The sequence below is a fragment of the Burkholderia sp. Bp9143 genome, from assembly GCF_003853645.1.
Classification (GTDB): domain Bacteria; phylum Pseudomonadota; class Gammaproteobacteria; order Burkholderiales; family Burkholderiaceae; genus Burkholderia.
On sequence record NZ_QTPO01000004.1, the window covers coordinates 196,504 to 214,782 of the forward strand.

The window sequence follows — 18,279 nt, forward strand, 5'->3', positions numbered from 1 at the left end:
TCATTTTACTGATCGAATGGTGTGACGTTCAATACGGGCATGCCCCTCCCGGAATTCACTGTCATGCCTCTTGATCATGCGACCGCGTGCCTGACCGATATGCCTTGCGACCCGGTCGTCGCCGGCGAAAACCGTGCCGCGCCCGACGCACCGGCGCCCGAGCGTCGTGCCGTGCGCGCCGACGGACGCAGCCGCCGCTTCCGCTTCGGCGAAGCGCTGGACGACGCGCCGCCGCGTGCGGCCACCGGATCGATCGCGATCAGCTTCGCGGTCGTGTCGCGGCGGAACTGGCCGCGCTGAATCGACGCACCAGGCGCCCTCCGTCGAACGCACGCGCTCGCCCCTCCGCAAGAAACAGCAGGAATCCGCCCGCATCACGCATCGTTGCGCGCACATCCATCGTCATCGCCACGCGATCGACCGTATAATTTCCCGCACCCGCTGACCGCCCACGCATTTCGCGCTGCCGCAACGCGCGTGAAAAGGAGACTTTCGCTTGACCGGCCTCATCGCGCGCCTGCCTCGCGCCCGGACCACCCTGATCATCGCCCTCTCGTTCCTGACACTCGCGTTCGCGACGAACGCGTCCGCGCAGCGCGCACAGCCGCATCGCATCGCGCCGCCGCATGCACATGCGAAAGTCGTCAAGAAGAAACCCGCCCACCGCAAGAACAAGGCCGTCAAGCACCACCGCCCGCGTGCGAAGCACCATGCGATCAGGCATCACGTGGCGCCCGCGCCGCAACACCGGCGCGCGAAACGCACGAACGCGGTTCGCCCGCGCCCCGCCGCGAAGCCGCGCCTGCTCGCGAGCTGCGGCTACAGCCCGCGCGCGGTGCGCTCGCTGCACGCACGCGCGGCCTATGTGCTCGACGTCGACTCCGGCACGCCGCTGCTGGCCCGCAACGCACGCACGGTGCGGCCGATCGCGTCGATCTCGAAGCTGATGACCGCCGTCGTCGCGCGCGACGCGGACCGGCCGCTGAACGGCGTGCTGCGCGTCACTTCACGCGATCGCGACACGATCAAGTTCACCGGTTCGCGGCTGCCGATCGGTGCCGAACTGTCGCGCCGCCAGATGTTCCATATCGCGCTGATGTCGTCGGAAAATCGCGCGGCCGCCGCGCTGAGCCGCGACTATCCGGGCGGTCGCGCCGCGTTCGTGAAGGCGATGAACCGCGAGGCGCGCCGGCTCGGGATGCGCCATACCCGTTTCCACGAACCGACCGGCCTGTCGCCGCGCAACGTGTCGACCGCCGAGGATCTCGCGCGGCTCGTCGGCGCGGCCGCGCAGGATCCGCTGATCCGCTATTTCTCGACGGACACGTCGACCACCGTGCAGGCCGGCGACGGCGAGCTGCTGTACGTGAACTCCGATCCGCTCGTGCGCTACGGCCGCCTGCCGATCCGACTGCAGAAGACCGGCTTCATCAACGAATCGGGGCACGGGGTCGTGATGCGCATGCGCGTGAACGGCCGCCGCGAAACGGTCGTGCTGCTCGGCGCACCGACGCGCGCCGGCGTGTCGAGCGATGCGCTGAAGATCCATCGCTGGCTGACCTGCTCGATCCAGTAAACACGACGCGCGCGGCCGGCGCGCTCATCGAAGAAGGAGCGATGCCATGCAGGACGAATACCGTTTCAACGCGTTCGGACGCCTGCTCGCCGTCGTGCGGACGAACGGCCGCTGGGCCGTGTTCGATCTCGGCACCGAAGGCAAGCGGCGGCCGGCCAACCTGCAGATTCCGTCCGCGCTCCCCGCGGACGAACTCGCGCAATATCTCGGCGACCTGCTGCACGAGGATGCGTCGCCGAAGTACAACGACGTCGTGGCGATTCCATTGCCGCACCGCACGTAACACCCCGCCGCATACCGCCGGCAACCCGCAAACCGGCGCGTGCGGCGCCATCGCCCGCTGTTCCACCCGGTCGCACCGACGCATCGTACATCGCGAATCCCCGCTCAATTCGACAGTTAAACTTGCAAGTTTAACTGTCGTGTTCTATGATCCGCCGCATGACACCACCACGCACACCCGGCGTTTCCGCCGACACGGTCGCCGCCGATCTGACCCTCGCGGTCGGCCAGTTGATCCGCCGGCTGCGCTCCGAGATCGAGTCCGAAGGGCTCGGCATGTCGCAGACGAGCGCGCTCGCGCGGCTCGAACGACAGGGCCCGATGACGACCGCCGATCTCGCCCGCGCCGAGGCGATGAAGCCGCAGTCGATGAAAGCGATTCTCGCGAGCCTCGAGGAAGACGGGCTCGTCGAACGCGAGCCGCATCCGACCGACGGCCGCCAGATCCTGTTCCTGCTGACCGCGGCCGGCCTGGCAGCACGGCGCAAGCGCGACACCGCGAAGCACAAGTGGCTCGGCGCCGCGATCGAGAAGCTCGACCCCGACGACATCCGCACGCTCGCCGCCGCGATTCCGCTGATCCGGCGCATCGGCGACCAGTGACCCCGCCTGCGTGCCGCGCGGCATCCGCGCGCACGCACCCCTTCGCCCGATTCACGGAGCATTCGCCTCATGAGCACAACCCGTCTCGACACGCATACGGCACTCGTCGTCATCGACCTGCAAAAGGGCATCGTCACGCTGCCCACCTCCCACCCGGCCGGCCCGGTGATCGAGCGCACGCGCGAACTGCTCGACGCATTCCGCAGCCGCGGCCTGCCGGTCGTGCTCGTCAACGTCGACGGCGGCGCGCCGGGCCGGACGCAACTGCCGCCGCGCAAGGATCCGTTCCCCGCCGACTGGGCCGAACTCGTGCCCGAACTGAACCGCCAGCCGGGCGACCACATCGTGACGAAGAAAACCTGGGGCGCGTTTACCGGCACCGATCTCGACGCGCACCTGAAAGGGGCCGGTGTCACGCAGATCGTGCTGACCGGCATCGCGACCAGCATCGGCGTCGAATCGACGGCCCGCCAGGCGCACGAACTCGGCTACAACGTGACGCTCGCGGTCGACGCGATGACCGACCTCAACGCGGACGCGCACACGAACAGCGTCGAACGGCTGTTCCCGCGTCTCGGCGAGACGGGTTCGACGCACGAGATCCTCGCGCTGCTCGACCGGCGCGGCGCGTGAGCGACCAACGCGCGCAGCCGGCGCCGGGCCATGCGGCCGGCCGGCTCGACCCGTCCATCTGGAAAGTCAGCGCGGTCGCGACGCTCGGCTCGCTGCTGTCGCAGCTCGATGCGACGATCGTCAACGTCTCGCTGTCGAGCCTCGCGACCGACCTGCACGCGAGCCTGTCGACGATCCAGTGGGTGACGAGCGGCTATCTGCTCGCGCTCACGCTCGTGTTGCCGCTGAACGGCTGGCTGGTCGACCGCATCGGCGCGAAAGCGCTGTACCTGTGGTGTTTCTCCGCGTTCACGCTGACGTCGGCGCTGTGCGGGCTCGCATGGTCCGCGCCGTCGCTGATCGCGTTCCGCGTGCTGCAAGGCGTCAGCGGCGGGCTGCTTGCGCCGATGGCGCAGATGATGATCGCGCGCGTGGCCGGCCAGCAGATGGCACGCGTGATCGGCTATGCGGCCGTGCCCGTGCTCATCGCACCGATCCTCGGGCCGGTCGTCGCCGGCGCGATCCTGCAGCACGCATCGTGGCGCTGGCTGTTTCTCGTCAACCTGCCGGTCGGCGCGCTGGCGCTTGCGCTGGCCGTGTGGTTCCTGCCCGGCGACCGCGAGGACGCGCAGCGGCGCGAGCTCGACTGGGTCGGCCTCGCGCTGCTGTCGCCGGCGCTCGTGCTGTTCCTGTACGGCGCCGAGCGGATCGACGCCGTGTCTGGCCTCGCCGCGATCGCGGGTTCGGTACTGCTGCTCGCCGCGTTCCTGCGCGTCGAGCGGCGCAAAGGCGAGCAGGCGCTGATCGACCTCGCGCTGTTTCGCTCGCGCGTGTTCGGCGCGGCCGCCGCCACGCAGTTCCTGTCGAACGGGGCGATCTACGCGGGCCAGATGCTGATTCCGGTATTCCTGATCGAAGCGTGCGGCCGCTCGCCCGGCGAGATGGGCTGGCTGCTGGCGCCGCTCGGGCTCGGCATGCTCGTCACCTATCCGTCGATGGGCGCGCTGACCAGCCGGTTAGGCGTGCGCCGGCTGGCCGCCGCCGGCGCGGTGCTCGCGCTCGCCGCGACGCTGCCGTTCGTGTATCTCGCGCTGGCCGGCTACGATCCCTACGTGCTGATGCCCGCGCTGTTTCTGCGCGGGATGGGCCAGAGCGCGATCGGTGCACCGTCGATTTCCGCCGCGTATGCGTCGGTCGAACGGCGCAACCTGCCGATGGCGACGACGTCGCTCAATATCGTCCAGCGCCTCGGCGGCCCGACGTTCACGACGATGTGCACGCTGTTTCTCGCATGGCGGCTGCAAGTCGAATCGGCAACGACGGGCGGCACGCACGGGGCCGCCTACGCGTGGGCGTTCGGGCTGCTTTGCGCGCTGCATGCGGCGAGCTTCGCGACGACGCTGCGACTGCCGCGATGGTCGAGCGGTGCTGGCGGACGGCCGGCGGGGGCCGCGCGGGCCGGTTCGCGCTGAGTGCCGGGGCTGCGTCGCGCACGCAGCCCCGCTATTGCAACCACATCGGCAGGATCGACGCCGCGAGCAGGATGCCCAACCCGGCATTCACGCAACGCCACTGCCGCTCCGTGCGAAGCACGCGCGCGAACAGCAGCCCGGCACAACACCAGAGCGACAGCGACGCCATCGCCGCCACGCCGAACGCCAGCCCGAGCAAGGCGCCGAGTCTCACGGGGCCGGACGCAAGCGCGGCGAACGATGCAGCCGCGCCGAGTGTCATCGCCCAGCCCTTCGGGTTGTGCCACAGCATCCATACGCCGCTCACGAACCCTTGCGGACGCTGCACGGCCGCGTCGACGCCGGGCTTGCCGCCGCGCGCGATGCGCGTGGCCAGCCACAGCAGATACAGCGAGCCGAGCACCTTCATCGCGAACTGCAGCGCGGGCAGCGCCAGCAACACACTGCCCAGCCCGGCCGCAGCGGCGGCCGCCATCGACGCCAGGCCGGCCGCGATGCCCGTCATCATCGGCAACGAACGCCGATAGCCGAAATGCGCGCCCGATGCAGTTGCGAGCGTCGTCGCGCCACCCGGCGTCACCGTGGACACGATCACGAACAGCATCAGCGGCAAATAGTCTTGAAGCGGCACGCGGGCTCCCGTTTCGTGTCGTCGAAACCCCGTTTTACCCGCGATCCATGCATTACGACAGCGAAAGGTCTTGATTCCTGCCATTAGCATTCATAATGCGAACCATGACACGCAACCTCGACATCGCCCTGCTTCGCGCCTTCGTCACGGTCGCCGATCACGGCAGCATGACGGCGGCGAGCCGCGCACTGCACCTGACGCAAGGCGCGGTCAGCCAGCAGGTCGCGCGGCTCGAAACGCTGTCCGGCCCGCTGTTCGTGCGCGAGCATCGCAACCTGCTGCTCACGGCGGACGGCGAGCGTCTGCTCGGGCAGGCACGCCGGCTGCTCGCCGCGCACGACGCGCTGCTGACCGACATGACGGCCGGTGCGATGGAAGGCGCCGTGCGCATCGGCGCGCCGCAGGATCTCGTCGGCAGCTGTCTCGCACCGATCCTGAAAGGCTATGCGCACGCGCATCCGCACGTCGCGCTGTCGCTCGTGTGCGCAGCGTCGCCGGAACTGCGCAAGGCGCTCAGGCAGGGCGAGATCGACGTCGCATTGATCGAGGCGCCGGTCGGGCCGTCGCGCGGCGAATGCGTCGCCGTCGACCGTCTCGTCTGGGTCGGCGCGAAAGGCGGCACCGCCCATCTGCAGACGCCGCTGCCCGTGTCGATGGTCGACCGGACCTGTGCGTTCCGCCCGACCGTGCTCGACGCGCTGCATGCATGCGATCGCGCGTGGCGCACCGTGTTCGAGAACGGCAGCATCGACGCAACGGTCGCGACCGTGCGCTCCGATCTCGCGGTGACCGTCTGGCTCGCGTCCACCGTGCCGGCCGATCTCGACATCCTGCCGGCCGACAGCGGCCTGCCCGCCCTGCCGAACTTCGCGATCAATCTCCATCTGCCGCGCGGCCAGCACGCGCCGGCCGCGGCGGAACTGGCCCGCCACCTGCGCAACGGCTTCGCGCGCGGGCGCGCGGCCGCCTAGGACCTGTTCACGCTAATAGCGCGCTCCCGCTACGTGACACCCGGCTCCTGCTGCGCCGGCGTCACGCCCGCCGCTTCCAGCGCCTGGTGCAGCGTCGGGAAGATGCACGACGCGCCGACGATCTCCGTGATCCGGTGGCGCTCCATGTCCGCGTGCAGATAACGGTTCACGCGCCCGAACAGCACGCCGATCCGGCGCGCGTGCAGCGCCTTGACGAGATCGGTGAGGGTCCGCGCGGCCGAGTAATCGAGATCGGTGATCGCGCCCGCGTCCACGATGAACCAGCGCAGCGGAACCGGCGATGCATCGACGAGCTCGGTTACTTCGGCGGCGAACAGATTGTCGTTCGCGAAGAACAGGTCGGAGCCGAACCGGTAGACGATCAGCCCCGGCGCCGTGATCGCGCCCGGTCGGGCCGGCACCGGCAGCCACCGCCCGTTGCCTTCGCCGGCTTCGAGCACCATCGTGTGCGGCTGGTAGCTGTGGCGCACGTGCCGCATCAGCGACAACGCAACGGCCAGCAGGATCCCGTGCTCGACGCCGACCGTCACGACGGCCGCGGCGGTGACGAGCGCCAGCGTGAATTCGCCGGGGCTTTCCTTGCGGATCGCCGCGAGGCTGCGCACGTTGATCAGCCCGAGTGCGATCGTGAACACGATGCCGGCCAGCACCGCATGCGGCAGGTACTGCAGCGTCGAACTCAGGAACAGCAGCACCACCGCGACGACCGCGGCGAACGCCAGATGCCCGATCTGGCTGCGCACGCCCGCGCCGTCGGCCATCGCGGTCTGCGTCGGGCTGCCGTTGACGACGAACGCGCCGCCCACCGCCGCCGCCGCGTTCGCGGCCGCGAGCCCGAGGATGTCGGCATTGGTGTCGACGTCCTCGCCGTACTGCTGCGCGAACACGCGGGCCGCCGCCGCGCTCTGCGCGATGATCATCACGAAGCACGACGCGGCGACCGGCACGAGATCGAGGAACTGCTGCCACGTGACGGAAGGCCAGCGCAGCGGCGGCAAGCCGCCCGCGACGGGCCCGAGCACCGCGATGCCCTGCGCGGCGAAGCCGAACGAATGGCTCGCGGCAATACTGCCCGCCACGGCGATCATCGGCATCGGCACGCGCGGCAGGAAGCGCTTGCACGCGAGGATCGCGACGACGACGAGCACCGCGAGCGCGAGCGTCGGCCGGTGCGCGTGCACGGCATGCGTGACGACGTAATCGAGCTGGGCGACGCTGCGCGATGCCGGATACGGCACGGACAAGCCAAGCATGTCGCCGAGCATCGCGATCGACACCTGCACGCCGACGCCCGCGAGGAAGCCGACCAGCACCGTGCGCGACAGGAAATCGGCGAGAAAGCCCAGCTTGAAGATGCGCGCGAGCAACAGCATCGCTGCGGTCAGCAGCGCGACCATGCCGGCCAGCGCCACGTACTCGGCGCTGCCCGCCGGCGCCATCGACGACAGGCGGCTCGCGAAAATGGTCGCGGTCGCGGAGTCGGCGGCCACCACCAGATGGCGCGACGCGCCGAAGCACGCGAACGCGATCAGCGGCAGGAACACGGTATAGAGGCCCGTCACGGCCGGCATGCCGGCGATGCGCGCATAGCCGAGCACCTGCGGGATATCCATCGACGCGAGCGAGATGCCCGCGAACACGTCGCGGACGGCTGACGCGCGGCGAATCGGCAGAATGCCCTTCAGCAGCCTCATGCGCGACGGCCGGGTTTCGTTGGAATCTTGCATGCGTGAATGACGTGGAAGCGGGGTTCGCGAAGCCGTTCGCTCATCGTGCCCCGAGCGGGTATCGCGTGGCAAGTGCACAGTGTGTTGCGCGGCGTGAACACGAGGACACAAGGAACATCCGCGCAACGGTGAGAATGTTCGGGATCCCTATGTCATGCATTCGCGGCATCCGGCCGGAGCCCGATGGCACAATCACGGTCCCTTTCATGTGCCCTTCACCGGGCGCGCGCCGCATCGCGGCGCAGATTCAACGCACGAGAAGGACCCTGCCTGCCCTTATGACCCTGAACGAATCCTGGTTTGCGCCGCTCGTCGGCATCCTCATCCTGCTCGCCGCCGCCGGCGCGATCGCGGCCGCCGTCCATTTCCTGCTGTTTCGCGTGGTCGCGCGCCTCGCGCGGCTGTCGGCCACCCGCATCGACGACGCGCTGTTCGAGTTCGGCGCATTCAAGTGGCTGACCCGCATCGTGCCGTTCGTCGTGATCAAGCTCGGGCTCGGCGCCGTGCCCGACATCCCGGCCGTGGCCGCACGCGCCGCCGACAAGGTGCTGTTCGCGCTGATCGTGTTCCTGGTGTCGATGACGATCAGCGCGACGCTGTCCGCGCTCGAACACGCGCATCGCACGAGCCGGCGCGACCAGCCGCGCCTGTCGCTGAAAGGCGCGATGCAGCTCGTCAAGCTCGTGATGTTCATCACGGCCGCGCTCGTCGTGATCGGCGACGCGACCGGCAAGCAGATCGGCCTGCTGCTGTCGGGCATCGGCGCGATGTCGGCGGTGCTGATGCTGATCTTCAAGGACACGCTGCTCGGCCTCGTCGCCGGCGTGCAGCTGTCGTCGAACGACATGCTGCGGATCGGCGACTGGATCACGATGCCGTCGGCCGGCGCGGACGGCACCGTCATCGACATCACGCTGAACACGGTCAAGGTCGCGAACTTCGATCACACGATCATCACGGTGCCGACGTGGAAGCTGATCACCGAGAGCTACCAGAACTGGCGCGGGATGACCGAGGCCGGCGGGCGCCGCATCAAGCGCGCGCTGTTCATCGACGCGACGAGCGTGCGCTTTCTCGGCAACGACGAGATCGAACGGCTCGAACGCCTGACGCTGTTGAAGGACTACCTGGAAGACAAGGTCGACGCGATCGAACAATGGAACGGCACGCTCGGCGCGGCCGGCGAATGCCCGGCGAACCGCCGTCAGCTGACGAATCTCGGCACGTTCCGCGCGTACGTCGCGAACTACCTGAAGGGCCATCCGCGGATTCGCCGCGACATGACGAGCATGGCGCGCCAGCTGCCGCTGACGGCCGAAGGCATTCCGCTCGAACTGTACTGCTTCACCGACACGACGACCTGGGTCGATTACGAGGCAATCCAGTCCGACCTGTTCGATCACCTGATCGCGGTGCTGCCGGAGTTCGGGCTGCGCGTGTACCAGCACCCGTCGGGCTTCGACATGCGCCGGATGGCCGGCGCGGCGCAAGCCGAACTGCAGGCGCCGCCCGCGCGGTAATGCTTGCCGCGGCGGCCTGCAACGGGCCGCCGCGTGCATCACCACATTGTGGCGCTCACCGCCCCGCGCACTCGGACGCGAGCCGCCCCACCACCTTCAGCGCGTCCTCGATCTGCCGCGACCACGGATAGCTGTAGTTGAGCCGGATGAAGTGCCGGTAATCGGCGGTCGCCGAGAACATGTGGCCGGGCCCGATCGTGATCCCCTGCGCGAGCGCGAGCGCATACAGCTTCATCGCGTCGACCCGCGGCGGCAGCTCGATCCACAGCACGTACCCGCCCTGCGGCTGCGACAGCCGCGTGCCCGCCGGGAAGAAACGCCGCACCATCGCGCTCATCAGGCTCGCCTGCTGCGCATACTGCTTGCGCATCCGCCGCAGGTGGAAATCGTAGCCGTCGTGCTTCAAATATTCGGCGATCGCGAGCTGCTCGATCGCGGGCGTCGCGAGCGTGTTCAGGAATTTCAGCTTCTCGACCTGGTCGCGGTAGCGGCCCGGCATCGCCCAGCCGATCCGGTAGCGCGGCGACAGGCTTTTCGTGAACGACGCGCAATGCAGCACGAGCCCGTCGCGGTCGTACGACTTCAGCGCGCTCGGCGTCGTGTCGCCGAAATTCAGCTCGTGATAGACGTCGTTCTCGATCGCGGGCACGCCGTGCTTCGCGAGCAGCTCGACGAGCGCGCGCTTGCGCGCATCGGGCATCTGGAAGCCGAGCGGATTCTGGAAATTCGGCATCACCATGCACGCGGCGATGCGCTCGCGCGCGAGGATCCGTTCGAGCGCATCGAGATCGATGCCGTCGCCCGGATGGGTCGCCACCTCCAGCGCGCGCATGCCCATCCGCTCGATCGCGTGCAGCATCGCGTAGAACGTCGGCGACTCCACCGCGATCGTGTCGCCGGGCCTGGCGACCGCCTGCAGGCACAGGTTGATCGCCTCGGTCGCGCCGATCGTCACCACGATCTCGCCCGGCTCGACCGGGATCCCGCGCTCCGCGTAGCGCCGCGCGATCTGGCGGATCAGCTCCTGGTTGCCGGGCGGCAGGTCGTCGATCACGCCCCAGCGCGTGCGGCGCCGCCCGATCGCCTGCGCGTAGCGCGCAAGACGCTGCACCGGAAACTGCGACGCGTCGGGATACGGCGAGCCGAGCGGCACCGCGTCGTCGCGCGAGATCGAGCGCAGCGTCGACAGCACGAGCCGGCTCACGTCCACCGCCGACGGCTCGGCGGCCGGCGCCGACACGTGCAGCTCGGCCTCGGCCGGCGCCGTGGCGCGCGCCCGCACGAAGTAGCCCGACTGCGGCCGGCTCTCGATCAAGCCGCGGCTCTCCAGCACGAGATACGCGCGCAGCACGGTCGTGACGCTGAGCTGCTGCTGCCGGCCCGCCTGGCGCACCGACGGTATCCGCTCGCCCGGCCGGTACACGCCGCGCTCGATCTGCGCCTGCAGATCGTCGGCCAGTTGTTCGTAACGCTTCACGCGCCTCCCTTTCAACTTCCCTTCAACAACACAGTTGTGGCCCGCACTGCCCGAATGGCCGCAACTGTACTCTTTTTTGAAGCCGAAAGGTGTACACACAGTGACCGGAGCGCCGCGCGTACTCTCCGTGCATCGACCCCGACACACCCATCATGAAAAAGAAATCCGCCGCCGCGCGCATCGAACCGTACACCCACCCGGCTGCCGGCTGGGGCGCGCTGAAAGCCGTCACGATCAACCTGATCAAGGAAAAGGTCGCCGGCGGCAACTACCGCACGCTGCTGCGCCAGAACCAGCCGGACGGCTTCGACTGCCCGGGCTGCGCGTGGCCGGACCGCCAGCACGCATCGACGTTCGAATTCTGCGAGAACGGCGTGAAGGCCGTGGCCGCCGAAGCGACGAGCAAGCGCGTGACGCCCGAATTCTTCGCCGCGCACACGGTCACGGCGTTGCTCGAGCAGACGGATTTCGAGCTCGAACAGCACGGCCGCCTGACCGACCCGATGGTGTACGACGCGCGGACCGATCGCTACGTGCCGATCGCGTGGGACGACGCGTTCGAGCTGATCGCGCGCCACCTGCGCGCGCTGCCGGACCCGAACCAGGCCGCGTTCTACACGTCCGGCCGCGCGAGCAACGAGGCGGCGTTCCTGTACCAGCTGCTGGTGCGGCGGTATGGCACGAACAACTTCCCCGACTGCTCGAACATGTGCCACGAGGCGACGAGCCGCGGGCTGCCCGTATCGGTCGGCGTCGGCAAGGGCACCGTCACGCTCGACGATTTCGAGCACGCAGACACGCTGCTGATCTTCGGCCAGAACCCGGCGACCAACCATCCGCGGATGATGGGCGAGCTGCGCGAATGCGCGAAGCGCGGCGCGACGATCGTGTCGATCAACCCGCTGAAGGAACGCGGGCTCGAACGCTTCGCCGATCCGCAAAGCCCGCTCGAAATGCTGACGATGTCGGGCACCACGATCGCGTCGACCTTCATCCAGCCGACGATCGGCGGCGATTTCGCGCTGATCAAGGGAATGGCGAAGCGCGTGCTCGAACTCGACGATGCCGCGCGCGCCGCCGGTGCGCCGCGCGTGCTCGACACCGCGTTCATCGGCGAGCACACGGCCGGCTTCGACGCGTTCGCCGACGACCTGCGCAACGAAAGCTGGTCCGCGCTGACGGCCGAAAGCGGCGTGCCGTACGAGCAGATCGACGGCCTCGCGCAGCTTTATGCGCGCAGCGAGCGCGTGATCGCGACGTGGGGGATGGGCATCACGCAGCACAAGCATTCGGTCGCGACCGTGCAGATGCTGACGAACCTGATGCTGATGCGCGGCAACATCGGCCGCCCCGGCGCGGGCCTGTGCCCGGTGCGCGGCCACTCGAACGTGCAGGGCAACCGCACGGTCGGCATCGAGGAAAAGCCGTCGCAGGCGTTCCTCGACCGGCTCGGCCACGTGTTCGACTTCGAGCCGCCGCGTCACCACGGCTACGACGTCGTCGAAACGATCGAAGCGATGCGCGAAGGCCACGTGAAGGTGCTGATCGGCCTCGGCGGCAACTTCGCGATGGCGACGCCCGACACGCCGCGCACGTGGGAAGGCATGCGCCGCTGCGATCTCTCCGTGCACATCACGACCAAGCTGAACCGCAGCCACCTGATCCACGGCCGTGACGCGCTGATCCTGCCGACGCTCGGCCGCACCGAGATCGACCTGCAGGACAACGTCGCGCAGGGCGTGACGGTCGAGGATTCGATGAGCATGGTCCACGTGTCGTACGGGATGAACAAGCCGGCGTCGCCGAACCTGATGTCGGAGCCCGCGATCGTCGCGCACATCGGCCACGCGCTGTTCGGCAGCGGCAAGATCGACTGGCTCGCGTACAAGGACGACTACGCGAAGATCCGCGACGCGATCGAGGCGACCCTCGACGGCTTCGACGACTACAACACGCGCATCGCGCGGCCGGGCGGCTTCCACCTGCGTGTCGCGTCGCGCGACCGCGAATGGCTGACGCCGACGGGCAAGGCGAACTTCATCGCGCACGCGCTGCCGACCGACACGCCGATCCAGCGCGCCCGCGCGCTGCACGGCGAGCGCCTGATGACGCTGATGACGACGCGCTCGCACGACCAGTACAACACGACTGTCTACGGGCTCGACGACCGCTATCGCGGCGTGTTCGGCCAGCGCCGCGTGGTGTTCGTCAATCGCGACGACCTCGCGATGCTCGGCCTGCAGGCCGGCGACTGGGTCGACATGGAAACCGTATGGCACGACGGCATCGAGCGGCGCGCGGACGGCTTCCTGCTCGTCGAATACGACATCCCGCGCGGCTGCATCGGCGCGTACTACCCGGAAACCAACCCGCTGGTGCCGCTCGACAGCGTCGGCGACGTGTGCAACACGCCGACGTCGAAGTCGGTGCCCGTGCTGCTGCACCGCGCGGCCGCGCCGGCGTCGGCTGCTGCCTGACGGAGCGCCGCGATGATCGTTCGGCCGCGCGAGCACTGGCTGCGGATGCTGCTCGTCTGGAACGGGTCGGTGCTGCCGACCATCCTGCCGCAGCTCGTGCTGACGCTCGCGATCAGCCTCGTCGCGGTGTGGGGCGGCGGCCGCGTGCTCGGCGAGAAGGTGCCGCTGAATCCGACGCCGTTCACGCTGATCGGCCTCACGCTCGCGATCTTCGCGGGGTTTCGCAACAACGCGAGCTACGAACGCTACCGCGAGGGACGCCAACTGTGGGGCGGCGTGCTGACCGCCACGCGCACGCTGGTGTCGCAGGCGCTCTGCTACGGCGCGATCGACGACGACGACGCCGCGCGGCGGGCGTTCGTGCGCAAGGTCGTCGCGTTCGTCCATGCGCTGAAGCATCAGCTGCGCGGCACCGATGCGGCGGCGGACCTGCGCCCGCTGCTCGACGGCGGGACGTACACGCGCATCGTCCCCGCCCGGTTCGCGCCGATCGCGATCGTCCATGAACTGCGCGAAGCCTTCGCCGCACGCGCCGATGCGGGCCAACTCGCCGATACGCGGCTATGGATGCTCGACGCGCGCCTCGACGATCTCGTGTCGATGGTGAGCGGCTGCGAGCGCATCGCATCGACGCCGATCCCGTTCTCGTACGACGTGCTGCTGCACCGGACCATCTACGCGTACTGCGTGCTGCTGCCGTTCGGCCTCGTCGATTCGATCGGCGCGGCGACGCCGTTCGTCACCGTGTTCGTCGCCTATACGCTGATTGCCCTCGATGCGATCGCGCATGCGATCGCCGAGCCGTTCGGCGACGGGCCGAACCACCTCGCACTCGATGCGATGACGCGGACAATCGAGCGCACGCTGCTCGAACTGAATCGCGAGCCGCTGCCGGCGGAAGTGACGCCGGGCCCGGCGTATCGACTCACCTGACACACCCGGCACCGACGTAATAAAGACTTGCAATCGATACAGCCGGAAACGTCAACAGCCTGGGCCCGCACAGCGTTTTTTCGACAAGCGCCCACGATTCGTGGCGCACAACGACAGGAGAAAACGTCATGCGAGCCCTTACCCGCCACCTCGCGATCGCCGCCACCTTGATGTCGGTGCTCAGCGGCACCGCGTTCGCCGAAACGTCGTGGCAGCAAGCGCATCCGCGCCGCGAAGAGGTCAACCAGCGCCTCGCCAACCAGAATCGCCGGATCCATCACGAAGTGAAGGAAGGCGAGATGTCGCACGCCCAGGCCGCGCGCCTGCACCGTGACGACCGTAAGATCCGCCAGGAAGAGCGGGACATGGCCGCGCAGGATCGCGGCCACATTACGCAGAGCGAAAAGCACGTGCTGAACCAGCAGGAAAACGCGGTCAGCCACAAGATCGGCCAGTAACGCCGGCCAACGTCGATTCGCCATCGCTTGAAACGCCCGCTGCCGCCGCGCGACAGCGGGCGCTTGTTGTTGTATCGAATCGTTTCAGCAGGCCTTGCGTGTCAAGTGCCGCGGGTATACTCCGACGTCAGCCGCCTCCCGCATCGACCGTCAAGAACGGCACGATTCCGGCGATTTCGTCGCGAAGCTCCGCGTTTCGCGTACCCCGCGCCCCAGCCTCGACACGAGACACACGACGATTCCGATCATGAAACGATTCCTGCTGCTCCTTCCCGCCGCCCTGCTCGCCGCCTGCGGTTCCGCGCCCTCGTCCGACTCGGCCGCGTCCGGTTCGGCGCCGATGATCTACGTGTCGTCGGCGCGTCCGGCCCACGCGATCGCCAATTGCCTCGACAGCCGCCTGTCCGGCACCGAGCAGTCGCAGCACAACGGCGTGACCGACATCACCGTCGGGTCGCGCGCGTACTTCGTCACGCTCACGCCGTCGGGCCACGGTTCGGTCGTCAAGGTCGTGCGCGGCTCGGGCAGCGAGCCGGCCGAGGAAGCGATGCGCTTCGCGATCGCGCGCTGCGTGATCTGATCGCCGCCGGTGCCGGGCGCCCTGCCCGGCCCGCAAGCCGCTTCTCCCGGGCGCCGTCATGCGCGCCCGTCGAATTTTTTCATCCGGGTCGCCGTCGATGAGAGAATCGCACCACGATTCCCTTTCCACGGAGCCCGCATGAAGCACCTGCTGTCCCGGCTGTTCGTCAGCGCCGCGCTCGTCGCGCTTGTTCCGGCGCTGCCGGCGCAGGCCGCGACACCGCCCGGCATTTTCGTCGTCGCCACCCAGCTCGGCGAATTCACGACCCTCGATCCGAGCGAAATCTACGAGCTCGTGCCGTCCGAGTACGTCGCGAACACCTACGAACGGCTCGTGCGGGTCGACCTGAAGGACCCGACGCGCTTCGACGGGCAGATCGCGCAATCCTGGACGGTCGGCGCCGACGGGCTCACCTACACGTTCAAGCTGCGCCCCGGTCTTTCCTTCCATTCCGGCACCCCGGTCACCGCCGACGACGTCGCATGGTCGCTGCAGCGCACCATCCTGCTCGACAAGGGCCCGGCCGGCGTGCTCGCCGATCTCGGCCTCACGAAGGCGAACGTGATGCAGAAGGTGCGCGCGGTCGATCCGCAGACCTTCGTGCTCGAAACCGACCGCAAGTACGCGCCGAGCTTCGTGCTCAACGTGCTGAGCGCATGCCCGGCGTCGGTGCTCGACAAGAAGCTGCTGATGTCGCACCAGCAGGGCAACGATTTCGGCAGCGGCTGGCTGAAGACCAACGACGCGGGCTCGGGCCCGTACCAGCTCGTCAAGTGGACGCCGAACGAAAGCATCGTGCTGCAGCGTTTCGACAAGTACCGCGCGCCGTACCCGATGAAACGCGTCGTGCTGCGTCACGTGCCCGAGGCATCCGCACAGCGGCTGTTGCTGGAAAACGGCGATGTCGACGCCGCGCGCAACCTGAGCCCCGACAGCCTCGCCGCGCTGACCAAGGCCGGCAAGATCAAGGTCGCGTCGTGGCCCGTGTCCGCGCTGCTGTACCTGAGCCTGAACACGAAGAACCCGAATCTCGCGAAACCCGACGTGCAGCAGGCGATGAAGTGGCTCGTCGACTACGACGGCATCCAGCGCAACATCGTCAGCACCACCTACAAGGTGCACGAGACCTTCCTGCCCGAAGGCTTTCTCGGCACGCTGAACTCGAACCCGTACAAGCTCAACGTCGCGAAGGCCAAGGTGCTGCTCGCGAAGGCCGGCTTGGCGAACGGCTTCGACGTGACGATGGACATGCCGAACGACTATCCATATATCGAGATCGCGCAGGCGCTGCAGGCGAACTTCGCGCAGGGCGGCATCCGCGTGAAGCTGATCCCGGGCGATGCGAAGCAGGCGATCGGCAAATACCGCGCGCGCCAGCACGACATCTTCATCGGCGAATGGTCGCCCGACTACATGGACCCGAACAGCAACGCGCGCGGCTTCGCATGGAATCCTGACAATTCAGACCAGTCGAAGACGAAGATGCTCGCGTGGCGCAACAGCTGGGACATCCCGCAGTTGACGAAGGACACCGAGGCCGCGCTCGTCGAGCCGTCGCCCGCGAAGCGCGCGCAGCGCTACGAGGCACTGCAGAAGTCCGTGCTCGCGAACTCGCCGTTCATCATCATGTTCGAGAAGGTCGTGCAGGTCGCGACGCGCCCCGGCACGACCGGGCCGGAGATCGGGCCGATCAACGACCTCGTGTCGTACCGGACGCTGGCAAAATAATGCAGTTTGCCCGCGCGGCCGGCGATGCCGGCGCGCGGGTGCGGCAACCATCCAATACGCTTCGCTCGGGGACCACGCAATGCGCTCATTACAAGAACTGCGCCTGGAATAGGCGCGTCACGGCGGTGCGCTGCAGGCCGGGCTCGTCGCCGGCACGGCCACGGCGTGGGCGCGCTACGCCGCGCACCTGCGCGACTGCGTCGCCCGCATCGGCACCGACTTCCAGGAGTGCTTCGGGATCGATACGACGTTCCTGCACCTGTGGGGCGCACGCGGCGAAACCGCACTGCTCGACCCGGTCCAGAACTTCGTCAGCAAGAACGGCATTCACGAATCGTTCGACGCGAGCAACGGCACCACGACGCTGCGCTATCACGATGAACCGATTCGCGCGCTGCACATGACCGGCGACATCCGGTTCTTCGACCGGTGGCGCTACTACGCGAACCACGTCGACTCGGCGTTGCGCGACGGTGCGCCGTTTGCGCTGTCGGACGGCACGCCGGCACCGTCCGACACGATCTCCGCACGCATCGCGGCGACCGAGTACGTGCGCTCGGCCGGACTGACCGTCACCTCCGCCGCGATCGAGGGGAGCGCGGGCGCGTACCTGCAGGCGATCGACGAACCAGGCGGCACGATGCTCGTCGGCAGCGGGAATCATGAGATCGAATTCACCGCGACCCGCGACATCGCGCGGCTGAACGTGTACATCACGCACCCGTCCGGCTCGCCGTCGCCGCTGCGATGCGAGGTGCTGATCGATGGGCAGGCACAACGCAAGGGCACCGAACTGATGGCGCATTTCTGGTATCAGATCGCGGCCGGCACCGTCATCACGCTGCGCTCGACGAGCCTCGGCGGCCAGCAGTGCAATGCAATCTGGCGGCTGCGCGAGGCGCCGGACATGCAGCAATAGGAAGTGGACGCCGCGTCGGGGGCTGGCCGCCCGACGCCCGATGCGGAGCATTGCGGCGAGGCGCTGGGCGGCGAATCTGGATCGGCGATCCACGTCATCGCCGTCGCCAATGGCGGATAAACGCAAAATATGCCTGACCGGAATAAAGCGGCCCGCCACGCATCGTCATTTCGCAGCCCGTGCGCCCCGAATCTACCTATCACCCTCCTTCAAACCATAGTTTTTATCCGCTGGCGCGAATGATTTTGGTTTTGTTAGATGGATGACACCGAATCATCCGATGACAAATATC

At 68.1% G+C, this 18,279-nt stretch carries 18 protein-coding genes; 14 read left to right on the top strand and 4 right to left on the bottom strand.

The genetic code is table 11. From position 1 onward, the window contains the following. Nucleotides 1-63 precede the first annotated feature (63 nt). The 6 genes from DIE23_RS04575 (at nucleotide 64) to DIE23_RS04600 (ending at nucleotide 4,545) form a co-directional block, all read left to right on the top strand. On the top strand, nucleotides 64-300 hold the full coding sequence (locus DIE23_RS04575) for a hypothetical protein (RefSeq protein WP_260435967.1): 237 nt from the start codon (nucleotides 64-66) through the stop codon (nucleotides 298-300). 196 nt (nucleotides 301-496) lie between these two features. Further along, a complete protein-coding gene (locus DIE23_RS04580) occupies nucleotides 497-1,576 on the top strand; it encodes a serine hydrolase (RefSeq protein ID WP_124611009.1) in 1,080 nt (359 codons plus the stop codon). Nucleotides 1,577-1,622: 46 nt separating this feature from the next. Beyond that, complete coding sequence (locus DIE23_RS04585) at nucleotides 1,623-1,859, top strand: hypothetical protein (protein ID WP_124611010.1); 237 nt, start codon at nucleotides 1,623-1,625, stop codon at nucleotides 1,857-1,859. Between the two features lie 146 nt (nucleotides 1,860-2,005). After that, complete coding sequence (locus DIE23_RS04590; protein ID WP_124611011.1) at nucleotides 2,006-2,461, top strand: MarR family winged helix-turn-helix transcriptional regulator; 456 nt, start codon at nucleotides 2,006-2,008, stop codon at nucleotides 2,459-2,461. A 69-nt stretch (nucleotides 2,462-2,530) separates the two neighbouring features. Beyond that, on the top strand, nucleotides 2,531-3,094 hold the full coding sequence (locus DIE23_RS04595) for an isochorismatase family protein (protein WP_124611012.1): 564 nt from the start codon (nucleotides 2,531-2,533) through the stop codon (nucleotides 3,092-3,094). Beyond that, nucleotides 3,091-4,545: a DHA2 family efflux MFS transporter permease subunit gene (locus tag DIE23_RS04600; RefSeq protein ID WP_124611013.1), complete on the top strand. Its 1,455-nt coding sequence runs from the start codon at nucleotides 3,091-3,093 to the stop codon at nucleotides 4,543-4,545. Before DIE23_RS04595 ends, DIE23_RS04600 begins: the two co-directional genes overlap by 4 nt. A gap of 31 nt (nucleotides 4,546-4,576) precedes the next feature. Here the strand turns inward: DIE23_RS04600 and DIE23_RS04605 are convergent, their stop codons facing one another. Continuing rightward, entirely contained in the window at nucleotides 4,577-5,176 is a 600-nt protein-coding gene (locus tag DIE23_RS04605; protein WP_124611014.1) for a LysE family translocator, read from the bottom strand. 95 nt (nucleotides 5,177-5,271) lie between these two features. Here DIE23_RS04605 and DIE23_RS04610 point away from each other — a divergent pair, with 95 nt between their 5' ends. Continuing rightward, complete coding sequence (locus DIE23_RS04610; protein WP_124611015.1) at nucleotides 5,272-6,147, top strand: LysR substrate-binding domain-containing protein; 876 nt, start codon at nucleotides 5,272-5,274, stop codon at nucleotides 6,145-6,147. A gap of 29 nt (nucleotides 6,148-6,176) precedes the next feature. Here DIE23_RS04610 and DIE23_RS04615 read toward each other — a convergent pair whose 3' ends face one another. Then, nucleotides 6,177-7,895 carry a SulP family inorganic anion transporter gene (locus DIE23_RS04615; RefSeq protein ID WP_124611016.1) on the bottom strand — a complete coding sequence of 573 codons (1,719 nt, stop codon included), beginning with the start codon at nucleotides 7,893-7,895 and terminating at the stop codon, nucleotides 6,177-6,179. 278 nt (nucleotides 7,896-8,173) lie between these two features. Here DIE23_RS04615 and DIE23_RS04620 point away from each other — a divergent pair, with 278 nt between their 5' ends. After that, a complete protein-coding gene (locus DIE23_RS04620; RefSeq protein ID WP_124611017.1) occupies nucleotides 8,174-9,415 on the top strand; it encodes a mechanosensitive ion channel family protein in 1,242 nt (413 codons plus the stop codon). Between the two features lie 55 nt (nucleotides 9,416-9,470). Here the strand turns inward: DIE23_RS04620 and DIE23_RS04625 are convergent, their stop codons facing one another. Continuing rightward, entirely contained in the window at nucleotides 9,471-10,892 is a 1,422-nt protein-coding gene (locus tag DIE23_RS04625; protein WP_124611018.1) for a PLP-dependent aminotransferase family protein, read from the bottom strand. 152 nt (nucleotides 10,893-11,044) lie between these two features. Here DIE23_RS04625 and DIE23_RS04635 point away from each other — a divergent pair, with 152 nt between their 5' ends. The 5 genes from DIE23_RS04635 (at nucleotide 11,045) to DIE23_RS04655 (ending at nucleotide 17,068) form a co-directional block, all read left to right on the top strand. After that, nucleotides 11,045-13,369 (top strand): FdhF/YdeP family oxidoreductase, encoded by a 2,325-nt coding sequence (locus tag DIE23_RS04635; RefSeq protein WP_124611020.1) that lies wholly within the window; start codon nucleotides 11,045-11,047, stop codon nucleotides 13,367-13,369. A 12-nt stretch (nucleotides 13,370-13,381) separates the two neighbouring features. Then, nucleotides 13,382-14,302 carry a bestrophin family protein gene (locus DIE23_RS04640; RefSeq protein ID WP_124611021.1) on the top strand — a complete coding sequence of 307 codons (921 nt, stop codon included), beginning with the start codon at nucleotides 13,382-13,384 and terminating at the stop codon, nucleotides 14,300-14,302. Between the two features lie 128 nt (nucleotides 14,303-14,430). Further along, complete coding sequence (locus DIE23_RS04645) at nucleotides 14,431-14,760, top strand: hypothetical protein (protein WP_124611022.1); 330 nt, start codon at nucleotides 14,431-14,433, stop codon at nucleotides 14,758-14,760. Between the two features lie 247 nt (nucleotides 14,761-15,007). Next, entirely contained in the window at nucleotides 15,008-15,340 is a 333-nt protein-coding gene (locus tag DIE23_RS04650) for a sugar ABC transporter ATPase (protein ID WP_124611048.1), read from the top strand. Between the two features lie 138 nt (nucleotides 15,341-15,478). Then, on the top strand, nucleotides 15,479-17,068 hold the full coding sequence (locus DIE23_RS04655; protein ID WP_124611023.1) for an ABC transporter substrate-binding protein: 1,590 nt from the start codon (nucleotides 15,479-15,481) through the stop codon (nucleotides 17,066-17,068). A gap of 88 nt (nucleotides 17,069-17,156) precedes the next feature. Here the strand turns inward: DIE23_RS04655 and DIE23_RS40000 are convergent, their stop codons facing one another. After that, entirely contained in the window at nucleotides 17,157-17,399 is a 243-nt protein-coding gene (locus DIE23_RS40000; protein ID WP_260435968.1) for a hypothetical protein, read from the bottom strand. A 69-nt stretch (nucleotides 17,400-17,468) separates the two neighbouring features. Between DIE23_RS40000 and DIE23_RS40005 the strand changes: the two genes are divergently transcribed. Beyond that, nucleotides 17,469-17,987 carry a hypothetical protein gene (locus DIE23_RS40005; RefSeq protein WP_260435969.1) on the top strand — a complete coding sequence of 173 codons (519 nt, stop codon included), beginning with the start codon at nucleotides 17,469-17,471 and terminating at the stop codon, nucleotides 17,985-17,987. Nucleotides 17,988-18,279: the final 292 nt, after the last annotated feature.

What these genes read in the sequence shown, in the direction of transcription:
- DIE23_RS40005 (WP_260435969.1), top strand. Translation starts at nt 17,469, where the DNA reads ATGACCGGCGACATCCGGTTCTTCGACCGGTGGCGCTACTACGCGAAC.
- DIE23_RS04650 (WP_124611048.1), top strand. Translation starts at nt 15,008, where the DNA reads ATGAAACGATTCCTGCTGCTCCTTCCCGCCGCCCTGCTCGCCGCCTGC.
- DIE23_RS04595 (WP_124611012.1), top strand. Translation starts at nt 2,531, where the DNA reads ATGAGCACAACCCGTCTCGACACGCATACGGCACTCGTCGTCATCGAC.
- DIE23_RS04655 (WP_124611023.1), top strand. Translation starts at nt 15,479, where the DNA reads ATGAAGCACCTGCTGTCCCGGCTGTTCGTCAGCGCCGCGCTCGTCGCG.
- DIE23_RS04575 (WP_260435967.1), top strand. Translation starts at nt 64, where the DNA reads ATGCCTCTTGATCATGCGACCGCGTGCCTGACCGATATGCCTTGCGAC.
- DIE23_RS04585 (WP_124611010.1), top strand. Translation starts at nt 1,623, where the DNA reads ATGCAGGACGAATACCGTTTCAACGCGTTCGGACGCCTGCTCGCCGTC.
- DIE23_RS04640 (WP_124611021.1), top strand. Translation starts at nt 13,382, where the DNA reads ATGATCGTTCGGCCGCGCGAGCACTGGCTGCGGATGCTGCTCGTCTGG.
- DIE23_RS04635 (WP_124611020.1), top strand. Translation starts at nt 11,045, where the DNA reads ATGAAAAAGAAATCCGCCGCCGCGCGCATCGAACCGTACACCCACCCG.
- DIE23_RS04620 (WP_124611017.1), top strand. Translation starts at nt 8,174, where the DNA reads ATGACCCTGAACGAATCCTGGTTTGCGCCGCTCGTCGGCATCCTCATC.
- DIE23_RS04645 (WP_124611022.1), top strand. Translation starts at nt 14,431, where the DNA reads ATGCGAGCCCTTACCCGCCACCTCGCGATCGCCGCCACCTTGATGTCG.
- DIE23_RS04615 (WP_124611016.1), bottom strand. Translation starts at nt 7,895, where the DNA reads ATGCAAGATTCCAACGAAACCCGGCCGTCGCGCATGAGGCTGCTGAAG.
- DIE23_RS04610 (WP_124611015.1), top strand. Translation starts at nt 5,272, where the DNA reads ATGCGAACCATGACACGCAACCTCGACATCGCCCTGCTTCGCGCCTTC.
- DIE23_RS04590 (WP_124611011.1), top strand. Translation starts at nt 2,006, where the DNA reads ATGATCCGCCGCATGACACCACCACGCACACCCGGCGTTTCCGCCGAC.